The sequence below is a fragment of the Telluria sp. Soil_C_11 genome, from assembly GCF_057657395.1.
On record NZ_JBDGIN010000002.1, the window covers coordinates 295,744 to 308,511 of the forward strand.

10 protein-coding genes, 3 tRNA genes and 1 pseudogene are annotated in these 12,768 nt (G+C 60.8%); 10 read left to right on the top strand and 4 right to left on the bottom strand.

Translation table 11 applies throughout. The annotated features are described in order from the left end of the window. The first annotated feature begins 1 nt into the window (after position 1). From AC3A6M_RS04280 to AC3A6M_RS04305, 6 genes are all read left to right on the top strand, one after another. Positions 2-77 (top strand) — tRNA-Gly (locus tag AC3A6M_RS04280). A gap of 34 nt (positions 78-111) precedes the next feature. Then, positions 112-187 (top strand) — tRNA-Gly (locus tag AC3A6M_RS04285). Between the two features lie 74 nt (positions 188-261). After that, a tRNA-Cys gene (locus AC3A6M_RS04290) sits at positions 262-335 on the top strand. Positions 336-1,172: 837 nt separating this feature from the next. Then, positions 1,173-2,255 (top strand): serine hydrolase domain-containing protein, encoded by a 1,083-nt coding sequence (locus AC3A6M_RS04295; protein ID WP_487851487.1) that lies wholly within the window; start codon positions 1,173-1,175, stop codon positions 2,253-2,255. A gap of 128 nt (positions 2,256-2,383) precedes the next feature. Beyond that, entirely contained in the window at positions 2,384-4,168 is a 1,785-nt protein-coding gene (locus AC3A6M_RS04300; RefSeq protein ID WP_487851488.1) for a serine hydrolase domain-containing protein, read from the top strand. 231 nt (positions 4,169-4,399) lie between these two features. Beyond that, a complete protein-coding gene (locus tag AC3A6M_RS04305; RefSeq protein ID WP_487851489.1) occupies positions 4,400-6,457 on the top strand; it encodes a S46 family peptidase in 2,058 nt (685 codons plus the stop codon). A 118-nt stretch (positions 6,458-6,575) separates the two neighbouring features. On the opposite strand, the gene AC3A6M_RS04310 is transcribed toward AC3A6M_RS04305, so the two are convergent. The 3 genes and pseudogenes from AC3A6M_RS04310 to AC3A6M_RS04320 form a co-directional block, all read right to left on the bottom strand. Next, positions 6,576-6,818, bottom strand: coding sequence for a hypothetical protein (locus tag AC3A6M_RS04310; protein ID WP_487851490.1), 243 nt, complete (start codon positions 6,816-6,818; stop codon positions 6,576-6,578). Positions 6,819-7,511: 693 nt separating this feature from the next. Continuing rightward, positions 7,512-7,826 (bottom strand): annotated as a pseudogene (locus tag AC3A6M_RS04315) (Gfo/Idh/MocA family protein); the annotation flags it as partial. A 54-nt stretch (positions 7,827-7,880) separates the two neighbouring features. Further along, positions 7,881-8,492 carry a LysE family translocator gene (locus AC3A6M_RS04320; protein WP_487851491.1) on the bottom strand — a complete coding sequence of 204 codons (612 nt, stop codon included), beginning with the start codon at positions 8,490-8,492 and terminating at the stop codon, positions 7,881-7,883. A gap of 95 nt (positions 8,493-8,587) precedes the next feature. On the opposite strand from AC3A6M_RS04320, the gene AC3A6M_RS04325 reads away from it, so the two are divergent. The 4 genes from AC3A6M_RS04325 to AC3A6M_RS04340 all read left to right on the top strand — a co-directional run bounded on the left by AC3A6M_RS04325 (position 8,588) and on the right by AC3A6M_RS04340 (position 11,732). Further along, complete coding sequence (locus AC3A6M_RS04325) at positions 8,588-9,187, top strand: TetR/AcrR family transcriptional regulator (RefSeq protein WP_487851492.1); 600 nt, start codon at positions 8,588-8,590, stop codon at positions 9,185-9,187. A gap of 285 nt (positions 9,188-9,472) precedes the next feature. Next, a complete protein-coding gene (locus tag AC3A6M_RS04330) occupies positions 9,473-9,595 on the top strand; it encodes a hypothetical protein (protein WP_487851493.1) in 123 nt (40 codons plus the stop codon). A gap of 245 nt (positions 9,596-9,840) precedes the next feature. Then, positions 9,841-10,947, top strand: a complete 1,107-nt coding sequence (locus AC3A6M_RS04335) for a sensor histidine kinase (protein WP_487851494.1) — start codon at positions 9,841-9,843, stop codon at positions 10,945-10,947. Beyond that, positions 10,944-11,732, top strand: a complete 789-nt coding sequence (locus AC3A6M_RS04340; protein WP_487851495.1) for a LytR/AlgR family response regulator transcription factor — start codon at positions 10,944-10,946, stop codon at positions 11,730-11,732. The genes AC3A6M_RS04335 and AC3A6M_RS04340 overlap by 4 nt, the downstream gene beginning before the upstream one ends. Positions 11,733-11,946: 214 nt before the next feature. Here the strand turns inward: AC3A6M_RS04340 and AC3A6M_RS04345 are convergent, their stop codons facing one another. Continuing rightward, positions 11,947-12,447 (bottom strand): GNAT family N-acetyltransferase, encoded by a 501-nt coding sequence (locus tag AC3A6M_RS04345; protein WP_487851496.1) that lies wholly within the window; start codon positions 12,445-12,447, stop codon positions 11,947-11,949. Between the last annotated feature and the right edge of the window lie 321 nt (positions 12,448-12,768).

Consider the following 12,768-nt stretch of genomic DNA (forward strand, 5'->3'; position numbering starts at 1 on the left):
AGCGGGAGTAGCTCAGTTGGTAGAGCGCAACCTTGCCAAGGTTGAGGTCGAGAGTTCGAGACTCTTCTCCCGCTCCAAGTGATTCACGGCAGTATTAAGCAGGACTCCTCAGCGGGAGTAGCTCAGTTGGTAGAGCGCAACCTTGCCAAGGTTGAGGTCGAGAGTTCGAGACTCTTCTCCCGCTCCAGAATTCAGGGAAGCCAGTCTTCCCGTGTTGATGTGGTCGATAACCCGCCATGTCAGCATCGTCAAGTCTCCTCGGGCGAGGTAGCAAAGCGGTTATGCAGCGGCCTGCAAAGCCGTCTAGACGGGTTCGACTCCCGTCCTCGCCTCCATCCTATCTTTTTCTTAGCGCTCGGATACTGATTTTGATCAGGTCGCGATTCCCTTTCGAAGAAGTGCCGTAACAATCGGTCGACGCGCTCAGATAGCTGTATGTCAGGGATCCTACCAATGTGTCGATCTTGGTCTTTAATGCGGCACAAATGCCCTGTAAGGGTGATTGCGAGCGCAAGAACTGCCTTTCTGCTCCTAAACAGTTCGCGTTGAAGCTATCAATTGCCAAAGAGGCAGATCTAGTTAATACCGTCCGAGGTGAAATGTCTCTGCGCTATTTACGGACATCGTAGAGCAAGTGGGCGTGACACGGCTAAATCCAACAGGGCAGCAACCGGATTAGAGGAATGGCAATTCACATAACTGCCGATTAGATATGCACATGTTGGGCTCCTGCGTCGTGGGATGGCCGCTTGTTATTCACTCCTTTCGGATTTGGTGCTGGCGCAGACTCAGATTCGGCCGCACGCGTTTCGGCACCATGCGTCAACGAACGCCTATGCATTCGATTTTGCTTTCCGATTATTATTAAGTTGTGTACTCTCGCCCGCCGAATAAGCCGAAAATTCGCAGGAGGCCACACGATGAAAACATCCTGCCTTGCGCCTCTCGGCGCTGCTGTTGGCCCACGTCCCCGGCTGGTCGAGCCAAGCGGCGAATGGAAAGACCCAAGCCCCGAGCAAGCATTGCCGGGGTGACTCATGTGCCGGCAGGTGCAACTCATGCGTCAGAATCCGCGTTCTGTCGCACGGTCGTGTGCCGTGCCATGTCCGTCTCCTAAAGTAGCACTTCCAACGATAACAGAGGGATACCCGCCAATCATTATGGGAGACAGAATGATAAGCACCAGACTGACCACGTTCCTGATAGCCGCTTGTGCCGCCGGCGCCGCTTGGGCCACGCCGCTCGACACGCTGGATGCCAGACTCGTCGCCGCTGCGCCGGGAGCGGGTATCGCGCTTGCCGAAATTATGTCCGGTCCGGCCGGCGCTCCGGTGGCCCTGACCGCCGTTGGCGGCGATCCCGCGCTCAAGCCGAACACATCGTTCCGCCTCGCCAGCAATACCAAGACCTACACCGCCGCGACCATCCTGCGCCTGTGGGAAGACGGCAAGATCAAGCTCGACGAGAGCATCCGCACCTACGTCGACCCGGCCTATATCGCTTTGCTCGAGAAGGATGGCTACGACACCGCGCACATCACCGTGCGCCATCTTCTGTCGCACACCTCGGGCATGGCCGACCACGCGCAAACCAAGGAATTCCTGCAGCAGATCGAGACCCAGCCATCGGCCGCATGGACGCGCCAGAGCCAGCTCGAGTGGTTAGTAAAATGGACCGATCCGGTGGCCGCGCCTGGCGTGAAATTCTTTTACTCGGACAGTGGGTACTGCCTGCTCGGCAACATCATCGAGCGCCTGACCGGGCTGCCGCTGGCCACGGCGGTACGCCGGACGCTGGACTTCGACAAGCTGGGCCTCTCCGCCACTTGGTGGGAAGCCAATGAGCCGCCGGCACCGCAGGCCGGGCCGCGCGTCCATCTGATCCTGGACGGTCATGACACCTACGACTGGAACCCGACGGCGGACACGTATGGCGGCGGCGGCTTGGTCGCCACGCCGCAGGACATGGCACGTTTCCTGTACGAACTGTTCAACGGCAAGGTCTTTAAGCGCCCCGGCACGCTGGACCTGATGCTTTCGAAGCAAGGCTTGCCGCCCGGCAGTCCCTACCGCCTCGGCATCTTCGAATACGACGTCAACGGCCTAAAGGTTTATGGCCACAGCGGCTTCTGGGGAACAGCTGCGTTCTATGTGCCGAGCCGGCATCGCGCGCTTGCGCTCGCGGTCACGCAGCGTGACGCTTTCAAGCCAGCATTCGACACCTTGAAGCTTGCGCTGGGCGACGACTCGCTGTAAGCCCGAGGCAAACGCGGGGCGAGAAGAACAAGGACTAGGCTAACGCGACGGTGGACGAAGCGGCCTTCGCGTTGAAGGAAGTCTACTCTCGCCCGCCAATAATCTGAATATCCGCACGAGACTACACTATGAAAACATGCCACCTCGCGCTGCTCTCAGCGCTGCTGTTGGCCCACGTCCGCGGCTGGTCCAGCGAAGCGGCGCTCGCGAAGACGCAAACCCCAAGCAAGCAACAGCAGGTTGATGCCCTGTTCGCAAAATGGAACAAGCCCGGCGTACCGGGCGCCGCGGTGGAGGTCGTCAAGGATGGCAAGGTTGTCCACCGGCGCGCATTCGGCATGGCCGACATCGAGCAGGGCCGGCCGATCACTCCAACGACGGATTTCCACATCGCCTCGCTGTCCAAGCAGTTCACCGCATTCGCGGTCCTGCTACTGGCGCAGGACGGCAAGCTGTCGCTCGACGACGACGTACGCAAATACCTGCCCGAGCTGCCCGACTTTGGTCAGGTCATCAAGATCCGCCACCTGATGAACCACACGAGCGGCTTGCGCGACGAATGGAGCCTGCTGGCGATGGCGGGATGGCGCATGGACGATGTCATCACCGACGGCGACATCATGCGATTGGTGCAGCGCCAGCGCGCCCTGAACTTTGCGCCCGGAAGCGAGTTCTCCTACTGCAACACGAGTTTCACGCTGCTCAGCCAGATTGTCCAGCGCGCGTCGGGCAAGTCGCTGGCGGTGTTTGCCAAGGAACGCATCTTCGAGCCGCTCGGCATGAGGCACAGCTTCTTCCACGAGCAGTACGGCACGCTCGTGCCGGGTCGCGCGCAGTCCTACCAGCCGGCCGCGGGAGGGGGTTACGAAGGCTTCGCCTTGTCGTATTCGACGGTCGGCCCCACCAGCCTGTTCACAACGGCGGACGACCTGGTCCTGTGGGCCAACAACTTCGACACCGGGCGGGTCGGCGGCAAGAAGCTTCTGGCCGAGATGCAGCAGTCGGCCGTGCTCAACGATGGCAAGGAGACCGGCTACGGTGATGGCGTCTGGGTGGGCAGGTACCGTGGTCTCAGGAAAATCGACCACAACGGCGTGGACGCGGGCTTTCGCACCTACCTCGCACGCTTTCCCGACCAGCACCTGGCAATCGTCATCCTTGGCAACAGCGTGGACGTCCTCGCCACGCGACTGGGCCAGCGCATCGCCGACATCTGGCTAGACCGCCAGCTCGATCCGCTGCCGGCGCCGGTGCCAGACTATGCAGACAGCGCCGAGGTGCCGAACGATCCGTCGCACCTGGATGCGCTGGCCGGCACCTACGCGCTGGGTCCGGACTCGACGGTTACCTTCGCCAAGGAAAATGGCCGCTTGATCGGCTGGCTGAACGGCGACGACAAGGCGCTATTCTACCCAGCGCGCGGGAACGCGTTCTTCATGAAGACGGCCAACGCGAGCTTCAGTTTCGATCCGCCCGGCGCCGACGGCGTCGTCGCCGGTGGCACCTGGCATCGCAACGTGCATGCCACGCGCGCCACGCGTATTGCACGCGCGAGGCTGACAGACAGCGAGCTCAAGGCGTATGAGGGCGAGTTTTACAGCGACGAGTTGCATGTGCTGTATACCGTCAAGGCACGGGATGGCCGGGTGACGCTGGACTATTCGCGCGGCCCCGTCACGCTTGACCCGATCGGTCCTGACAGCTTCGCCGGTCCGTGGCCGTTTGGGGTGGTCCGCTTCCAGTGCACGCCCGCTGCGGGCTGCTCGGGCTTCACCGTCAACGAGGAGCGGGTACGCAACCTGCAATTCACCAAGGTCGCGGTGGTCGGCGCGGGCGCCGGCATGCCGGGTGCGACGGGCGTCTTCCTGACGCCAGCAACGACTGCAGCCGACAACGTGGCCGTCGCAAACTGAACCGCTTAGCGTCTGGTCGTAGGGCGGGCTCGAGAAATTCGTTGGTCGAGAACCGAAGCAACATCGACCCGGCGCGCTTGGCCGGGTAGCCATCTTCCAGCGCAGAGCGTAGCCCGAACAGCTTCGTGAAGACGCAAGGGCGCAACACATGCATATTTGATTTTCAGACATTTGGATTGCTGATCGGTTAGGCCTGCGGCTACCCCGCTGATTCCAACAAAGGAGACAACAATGCAGTTTCGGCAGCTTTTGATTCTACTTTCGATCCCTGGAATGGCGATGGCCGCCGAAGGGATGTGGACGCTTGATAATCTTCCAGTCAGCCGCATGGCCAGCGAGATCGGTTTCGCACCCGACGCTGGCTGGGTCCAGCATGTAATGCGCAGTACAGCACTGTATGGGGATGACTGCACCGCAGCGTTCGTTTCCAAAGACGGTCTGATGATGACCAATCACCACTGCGTGTCACAGTGCATCGACCAGCTCTCGACGGCGAAGCGGAATTATTTGCAGGACGGCTTTCTCGCAGAGCACCGCGAACGGGAATTGCGTTGCCCGGGACTGGAATTGGACCGCCTTGAACAGATCACGGACGTCAGCGACAAAGTGAAGCAGGCGACAACCGGCCTGGAGGGACAGGCCTTCCAGAAGGCGCAAAACGCGATCAAGGCACAGCTGGTCTCCGCCTGCATTGGAGCCGACACGGCGAAGACACGCTGCGATGTCGTCGACCTGTATCACGGCGGCCGCTACCACCTCTATCGGTATCATCGTTTCACCGACACGCGACTCGTATGGGCACCGGAGAAGGCAATCGCATTTTTCGGCGGTGATCCCGATAACTTCAATTTTCCGCGCTACGACTTGGACATGACACTCGTTAGGGTGTACGAAAACGGCGCGCCCGCCGCGGTCCGGGATTATTTCAAGTTCGCGCCAGACGGCATCAAGGAAGGCGACGCGGTATTCGTGGCCGGACATCCAGGCTCGACCCAGAGGCAGCTCACCGTTGCTCAGCTAGAAACGCTGCGCGATGTGATCTTGCCTGACACATTGCTGGGCGTGGCTGAGTCGCGCGGTGTCCTGGAACAGTACAGCAAGGAAAGCGCCGAAGCGAAGCGCACGACGGAAGAGCACTTTTTCTTCGTGGAGAACAGATACAAGGTCCTGTCAGGGCAGATCGCCGCCTTGCGTGACCCTGAGCTGATGCGCAACAAGCAGGAAGATGAGGCGGCCTTGCGCCAGTACGTTGCGGCCAAGCCGGCGCTACGGGCAAAGGTGGGGGATCCGTGGAGCGCGATCGCCAGCGCGCAAACGACTTATCGTACGATCGCCAAGCCCTATCGGCTGGTCGAACGTGGTGACGGCTTCGACAGCATGTACTTCAGGTTCGCCCGCATGCTTGTGCGCGCCGCGCAGGAACGGGAGAAGCCCATCGCGGCGCGCCTGGCCGAATTCAATGACGCGCGGCTTCCGTCGATGGAGGCGGCATTGTTCTCCGACTTGCCGGTACACCCTGCCTTCGAGCAGGTGAAGCTGTCGCTCTCGTTGACGAAGCTGCGCGAGAAGCTCGGTGTCGACCATCCGCTGGTTAAGCGCGTGCTTGGAAAAATGTCTCCGGACCAGTTGAGCTCAGCTTTGATTGGACACACCCGTCTCGGCGACCCGGCGGTGCGCCAGTCCTTGTGGGCGGGTGGGCGCGACGCGATTGCGCACACGGATGATGCCTTCATCCAGCTGGCGCTCGCGATTGACGACGATGCGCGCGCCTTGCGCACACGGTACGAGGAGCAGGTGGAATCGGTCGTACAGAAGAACGCGGAACTGATCGCGCTCGCGCGCTTTGACAAGCAAGGAACGAGCACATATCCGGATGCCACCCTCACGCTGCGTCTTTCTTACGGCCAAGTAAAAGGCTGGGATGAACCTGATCACCATGTCGCTGCGTTCACCACGGTTGGCGGCGCTTTTGAACGCGATACCGGTGCCGAACCGTTCGCGTTGCCGGCATCGTGGCACAGAGCAAAGTCGCACCTGGAAAAAACACGGCCGATGAATTTCGTAACGACGAATGACATTGCCGGAGGCAATTCGGGCAGCCCGATGCTCAACCGTAGAGGTGAGATCATCGGATTGGTGTTTGATACCAATATCCACGCGTTGGGCGGCGCGTACTGGTACGATTCACGCGTCAACCGCACTGTGGGAGTCGACGCAGGAATGATTCTCGATGCTTTGCAGCACGTCTATCACGCGGATGGTCTGGTCAAGGAAATCAGCGCTCCCTGACCGCGGCTCGAGCCGGGCCGGCTTGCGGACTGAGTTGTCCGCCCGCGAGCCGGGTCGTTCACAGCATCCGCCCTGGACGATGGCGCGCGCCGCGTCAGCACCGCCAGCGCGTCGGCGGTCACGAAAAAGCCGGGCTTGCGCTTGGCGATGCTTTGCGCTCGACGTCGGTCAGGCCGTCCGGGTTCTTCAACAGCTCGATATGGCGCAGCATGTTCACTTCCAGCGGCATCCAGCGGTTGGCACAGTCCACTCGGTCCGCAACGACGCCGAGCGTGCCGCCCGACCGGTGGTAGACTTCGCCGTTGAGGTTGGCGGTGGCGCTGTTGATGGTGCTGCTGTAGGTCGCCTGGCCGGTCGACATCACGTAGTTCAGCCGCTAATTGTAGTGATCCCTGAAATTGAACAGTGCGTGCTGGTACCGGGGCGCTCTACAGGCAGGGCCAGCTCAGGCAAGCAAGACCTCGACGAGTTCGGCAACTTGCCGGGCTTCCGACACCGTGGCCAGCCCGGTGTCGACTTGCTCCCTGAACGCGCGGGAAAATGCGTCCAATGTGTAGGGGGTGGGGTCGACGGGCGCGATTGGCGGCACTCCGGTCGCTTCCAGTCGATACCAGTCATGCAGTCTCACTTTGCCACGGGTTCCACGCCACTCGAAACAATTGCTGTCCTCCATAGTGCCGTCGACCGCCGCGTCGATGACCAATACCCCACAGCCATGCCGCAGTTGCGCCTTCAATCCCGTTTCGGTTCTTCCGGGTTCACGGTCGAGCCGGTAAGTGGACAATTCCAGAGGGCCGAACAAGCGTAATGCCAAGAACAGGAAATGCGATAACACCTCCCGAGTGAAGCCTCCTTGGTCCGGCATGCCCAGCCAGTCGGCGGCGCCACTTTGCCAGGCGCGTGGCCAGTGCGCGAACCGCAAAGTGACGTCCGCCCCGGAAAACTCACCCATGGCGCCGCTGCTCAACATTGCCTGCAATTGGCGCACGGCTGGCACACATGCGAATGGGAAATTTATAGCGCAACGGGGCAGGACGAGCCGATCGATTGCCGCCAAATCGCCCAGATTCGCAGCGAGCGGCTTTTCACATAGCACAGCCACCCTGGCATCCTGCGCCAGTCGTAGGTGTTCCAAATGCCAAGCCGGCGGTGAGGCGATATACAAAGCATCCAACCCAGACTGGACGCTTAACTCGGCAGCACTGGCAAAAATCGGCAACGCCGAGTCCAACGCGCGTACTCGTGCCTGAGCGTCTGCATCTGGATCGTATACACCGACCACTGAAAATGCCGGGTGCGCTCTCAGTGCCTGCAGCACGCGCAAACCCATGGTGCCGGCGCCAATGACGCCAATCCGGATATCTTCCATTTCGATCCTCCTGTGATGGAACGGCGCCAGCGACGGTGGCACCGCAAGAAACGATCAGGCCAGCGCAATGCGCAGAGCACACAGCAATAACAGACATCCCGCTGCCAACTGCAGGACACCGCGCCTCCCGGGGCTCTGATTGCGGCGCGCAAGCCAAGCGTAGGCACAGAGCACCGGGTATTCGAGCAGTACCGCAATCGCTCCCAGTAGCGTCATCTGCACCATCGGTGGCCAGCCCCCCTCATGCACAAACTGAGGCAGCATTGCGCCAAAAAACAGCACCGACTTCGGGTTAGCCAACTGCAGCGTTAGCGCGTCGGTGAATAGCCGTGTAGCAGAGGCCGGGGGGGGCGGCTCGAGATTTCCTTCGCGTTTGGCATGGCGCCACGAACGAAGCGACTGAACGCCAAGCCAGCCGATGTAGGCGGCTCCCATCCAGCGCAGAACGGTCAGGCTGCCTGGAACTGCCGCAAAAACGGCACCCAGGCCCAGCAAGGCCATCGAAATATAAATGCAGTTACCCAGAAGAATCCCGCCAATGCTGGCCTGCGCTGGCCGCCACCCTGATGTCAACGCTGCGCCCATCACATTCGCGACCGCCGGACCGGGCGTAATACTCAACAGAAAGTTCATGCTCCAGAAAGAAATTGCCAAAGCGATGTCCACGATGTTTCACCTAGAATGAAATTAACTAGACTGGAGTCTACTTAATTAAATTGTACAATGCAAGCCCTTTCTCAACGTCGCAACAAGGAATGCCAATGGCACGGCCTCCCGGCAAAAACACCAAGATTCGTCAACAGATCCTCGATGCGGCGTCGCGCTTGTTCGAGGAGCACGGAGTAGCAGGGGTCAGCATGGACGACATCGTGCGCGATTCCGGGGTGGTGCGTGCCACTGTGTACAGTCATTTCGGCAGCAAGGCTGCGCTGATCGCCGCCAGCGCGCGTAGTTATCTGACGGGGCTGATCAATGTTGCGCCCTTGCAGGCGGAACCAGGCCAGCTGCACGCTGCCCTCAGCCATTTCGCACAGCAGACCCAAACCTGGTTGCAGGCCCATGCAGCACAGGCCGAACTATTCTTCAACCACGTCCAGCAGACCGCCGATTCCGGCGAGTTACAGGGCGACGACCCTTCGCTGCGCAAGTCACTCCGTTCGCTATTTACGCGCGCGCGGGAGAGCGGCGACCTGCCGCCGCGGGCCGACGTCGAGTTCCTTGCCGACGGCTATGCTTATCTGTGGTTCATGCTGTGCGCGCAATGGTTGGCGCGACGCGACGATGCACAGTTCGCGTCGCGGCTTGCCCAGCTCACGGCCATGTACGCACCGAGCGCGCCAGGGATGTACCGCAATGTCTAGCTACGACACTGTCCTTGAAAATCCTTGTGTCCGTGGTTCGATTCGACCCCCGGCCACCAAGAACATCCAAGCAAAAATGCCAACCCATGCAGGTTGATCCCACTTCAACAAAGTCCACACGAACGGCTTCGAGCCTGGCCAGCGCGCCTGACACTTGGCGACACGGGCCCGGAGCTTGGTCTCGCCGATCCGATTGAGCAGCCAAAGCAGGCAGGCAGGCAGGCACGGTCGATGTCGTTATCGAGATCGACACCAAAGTCGTCCGCAGGAAGCGTATCAATCGGTATGGATATCGTTTCCGGCATCGCAATCCGCTGCTCGAACCACAGTTACGAGCGACTGCGTCGTTTCTCGCCGCTGGCGAAAGCCACGCTCAACGGCACTTGTTCCTGGGACAGCTATGCGTGATCGACGAGCTGTACAAGCAGATCAACATATTTGATCGAAGGTTTTGATGTCCGAACGCCGGGCCATACTGCGACGCCCCAGCTATCGTTGGGCTTGTCATAAAAAACAAGGGCTTGGGCCCTAACGGTTTTATGCTATCAAAGGAGCGTTTCGCTCCCTCCAGCCATCGTTTCGCCGCAGACCGGTTGTGCGGCATCCGCCAACTAGGCACAATGCTTCGCATCACAAATTTCGAAACCACAACCATGCAGCCAGCCATCCAGCCGGCCCCGATCGCGAACCTTGCCCAAGGCTTTCCATTCGAGAGGCTCGTCAAGGACATGCGATATGCCACCGTCCTGTGCCTGATGCTCGGCGTGTTCATCACAATCATCGAAACCGATGGGCTGGAGTCCCTGTTCGAGTCCCTGTTCGTGCACCTGGTCCTCGCGCTGTGCATCGGGCTGCTCTCGTACCTCGTCGTGGATGCCGTACGCCTGGCCTTGTTGCGCCAGCCGGACTGGGGCGCGAAACAATGGCTCATTCTCCTTGTCGTCGTCGTGGCAGCCACGCCAGTTTCCACCTATGCCGGTGTGGCGCTGGCGTACCGCGTCCTCGGATCGACGATGCCGGCCGCCGACGTCATCATGCGCGACGTGCTGATCACGGGATACACCACCATCTGCGGCATGTTCCTGTTCTCTCGCCAGGAACGCACCGCGCGTATCGAAGCCGCTGCCGCGCACGAACGGGTGCGCGCGGAGGCCGTCGCTCGCCAGGCAATGCAAGCCCAGCTACAACTACTGCAGGCCCAGATCGAGCCCCATATGCTGTTCAACACCTTGGCCAACCTGGAGAGCCTGATCACGCTGGACGCCGAGCGCGCCTGCCACATGCTCGACCAGTTGATCCGCTACCTGCGCGCCACCCTGACTTCGTCGCGCGCCGAGGTAACCACGCTGGCACAGGAATTCGACCTACTGGACGCCTACCTCGGCTTGATGGCGGTGCGCATGGGGAAGCGGCTGCGCTTTTCCCTGCAGCTGCCAGACGCGCTGGCTGGAGCCTGCGTGCCGCCGATGCTACTGCAGCCGCTGGTGGAGAACGCGATCGTCCACGGGCTGGAGCCGAAGATCGGCGGCGGCGAGCTCGTCGTGAGCGCGAACCGGTTCGGCGACGCGCTGGAAATCACGGTCCGCGATTCCGGGCTAGGCCTGGACCGCCCTCCTGCCAGGGCCGGCTCCGGTGTCGGCCTTGCCAATACCCGCGAACGGCTGCGCGGCCTGTACGGCGAGCGCGCCACGCTCGCACTCGAACCCACGGTCCCGTATGGGGCCGTCGCCCGCATCACCTTGCCACTGGAACTTGCATGAACCCACGCGCACTCATCGCCGAAGACGAAGAACTCCTCGCCGCCAAGCTCGTCCATTGCCTGCGGCGACTGTGGCCGGAACTGGAGATCGCCGCGGTCAGCCCGGACGGGATGGACGCGGTCGAGCAGGCGCTGGCGCTGCGGCCCGACATCCTGTTCCTGGACATCAATATGCCTGGACAGAGCGGGCTGGAAGCAGCCGAGGAACTGGCCGAACGCTGGGACGGCGTCCGACCGTTCCCGCAGGTGGTGTTCGTGACGGCCTACGACGACTATGCGGTGAACGCGTTCGAGCAGGCGGCGGTGGACTATGTGCTCAAGCCCGTCAACGAGGCGCGGCTGGGCAAGACCATCGAACGCCTGCGCCAGCGCCTTGTCCCGTCCAGCCCGGCGGACGGCCTGGCGCAGCTGGTACAGCAAATGCACGCGCTGCCGGCTCCCGCGCCGGCGCCGGTGTCGAAGCCGCTGACCAAGATCCGCGCGGCGTGCGGCAACCAGGTGCGCATGATCCCGGTCGAGCAGGTCGCCTACTTCCAGGCCGTAGACAGGTACGTCAACGTGGTGACGCAGGAGGGCTCATCGTTGATCCGCCAAAGCCTGAAGGACCTGCTGCCCCAGCTCGACCCGGATCAGTTCTGCCAGATCCACCGGGGCACGATCGTGAACATGGACTGCGTCGCGAGCGCGGTCCGTGACGAGCTCGGCAGGTTAATGCTGACTCTGCACACCCGCCCTGAACAGCTGCGTGTCAGTGTGATGTACGTGCACCTGTTCCGTGCGATGTGACGATTGCGAGAACTTTGAGCGACGTATAGCCAGGTCTTGGAAAGCGATTTCTATAAGAGATATTGCTGCCAAATAGGGGCTAAGACCAGCTCTCTTGGGAAGCCCAAGTGCATCGCTGCTATTGGCCGCGCGAGGCCGTCCCAAAAAGGACTCTCATGACCCAACCTGATGTCGAATACGACTCCGAATTGACAAACGTGATGCCCGATAAGCACTAGGGACGTGGGAAACGGAACAGATCTCGTCGCTGCCCGTCTGGGAATATTCGCCTCTCAATCTGGAACGCGCCTAGGCGAAGGGCCAGTGCGCGAGCCGGGGCATTGTCATCAGCCATGTATGTTTCTACCGTTTGCCATCCACACTCCCGATAAGCATAAGCAATCGCGGCACGCGAAGCCTCCTGCGCGAAACCTTGCCCACGTGCGTCAGGCAGCAACCACCAGGTCAACTCGCGTGGCCATCCCAGGCCCTGCCAGAACCCGCATACACCGAGCTGGGCATCGTCACGTAGCCGTTCCACAACCCACACTCCGAAACCTTGCAGGTACCAGCAGCCGATGTCAGTCGCCAGCCGAGTATAGGCAGCGCTCGAACTAAGGGGGCCTCCGTAGAAAGCGGACGCCTCCGCGTCCGTATAGAAACGACGGTAGAGATCTTCTGCGGTCAGGCTAGGTGGTACGAGACGCAGGCGTTCAGTCTTCAGGGTGGGGATCATGTGTCGTAAAAACGAAAAAATGCCGAATTATGGGCCCAGCGTTGCTGTCCTATTGGTTTGGCGACACGATACATCTCTTCGATTTCGGGTTTTGGCCAAACCCGGGCGTTCGCAAGGCTCAGGCGAAAGTTTCGGTAGTTTTGGATAGGCCACGCATGGCAGCGATCCGGATGCGCGACCACTCAGGTCCTCAGAAATAAGGCTCGTGGAGGAATGAAAGATTCAACAGCCCCATTTAATGGCAGCGCGACCAGTGGCACTAAAAATATTATTTGGCACTTGTACGCCGGGGCCCATGCGGACTTTCCGTAGCCAGCGGTT

Coding starts and splice junctions, on each gene's coding strand:
- AC3A6M_RS04300 (WP_487851488.1), top strand. CDS start 2,384: ATGAAAACATGCCACCTCGCGCTGCTCTCAGCGCTGCTGTTGGCCCAC.
- AC3A6M_RS04305 (WP_487851489.1), top strand. CDS start 4,400: ATGCAGTTTCGGCAGCTTTTGATTCTACTTTCGATCCCTGGAATGGCG.
- AC3A6M_RS04295 (WP_487851487.1), top strand. CDS start 1,173: ATGATAAGCACCAGACTGACCACGTTCCTGATAGCCGCTTGTGCCGCC.
- AC3A6M_RS04310 (WP_487851490.1), bottom strand. CDS start 6,818: ATGTCGACCGGCCAGGCGACCTACAGCAGCACCATCAACAGCGCCACC.
- AC3A6M_RS04330 (WP_487851493.1), top strand. CDS start 9,473: ATGGATATCGTTTCCGGCATCGCAATCCGCTGCTCGAACCACAGTTAC.
- AC3A6M_RS04325 (WP_487851492.1), top strand. CDS start 8,588: ATGGCACGGCCTCCCGGCAAAAACACCAAGATTCGTCAACAGATCCTC.
- AC3A6M_RS04335 (WP_487851494.1), top strand. CDS start 9,841: ATGCAGCCAGCCATCCAGCCGGCCCCGATCGCGAACCTTGCCCAAGGC.
- AC3A6M_RS04340 (WP_487851495.1), top strand. CDS start 10,944: ATGAACCCACGCGCACTCATCGCCGAAGACGAAGAACTCCTCGCCGCC.
- AC3A6M_RS04345 (WP_487851496.1), bottom strand. CDS start 12,447: ATGATCCCCACCCTGAAGACTGAACGCCTGCGTCTCGTACCACCTAGC.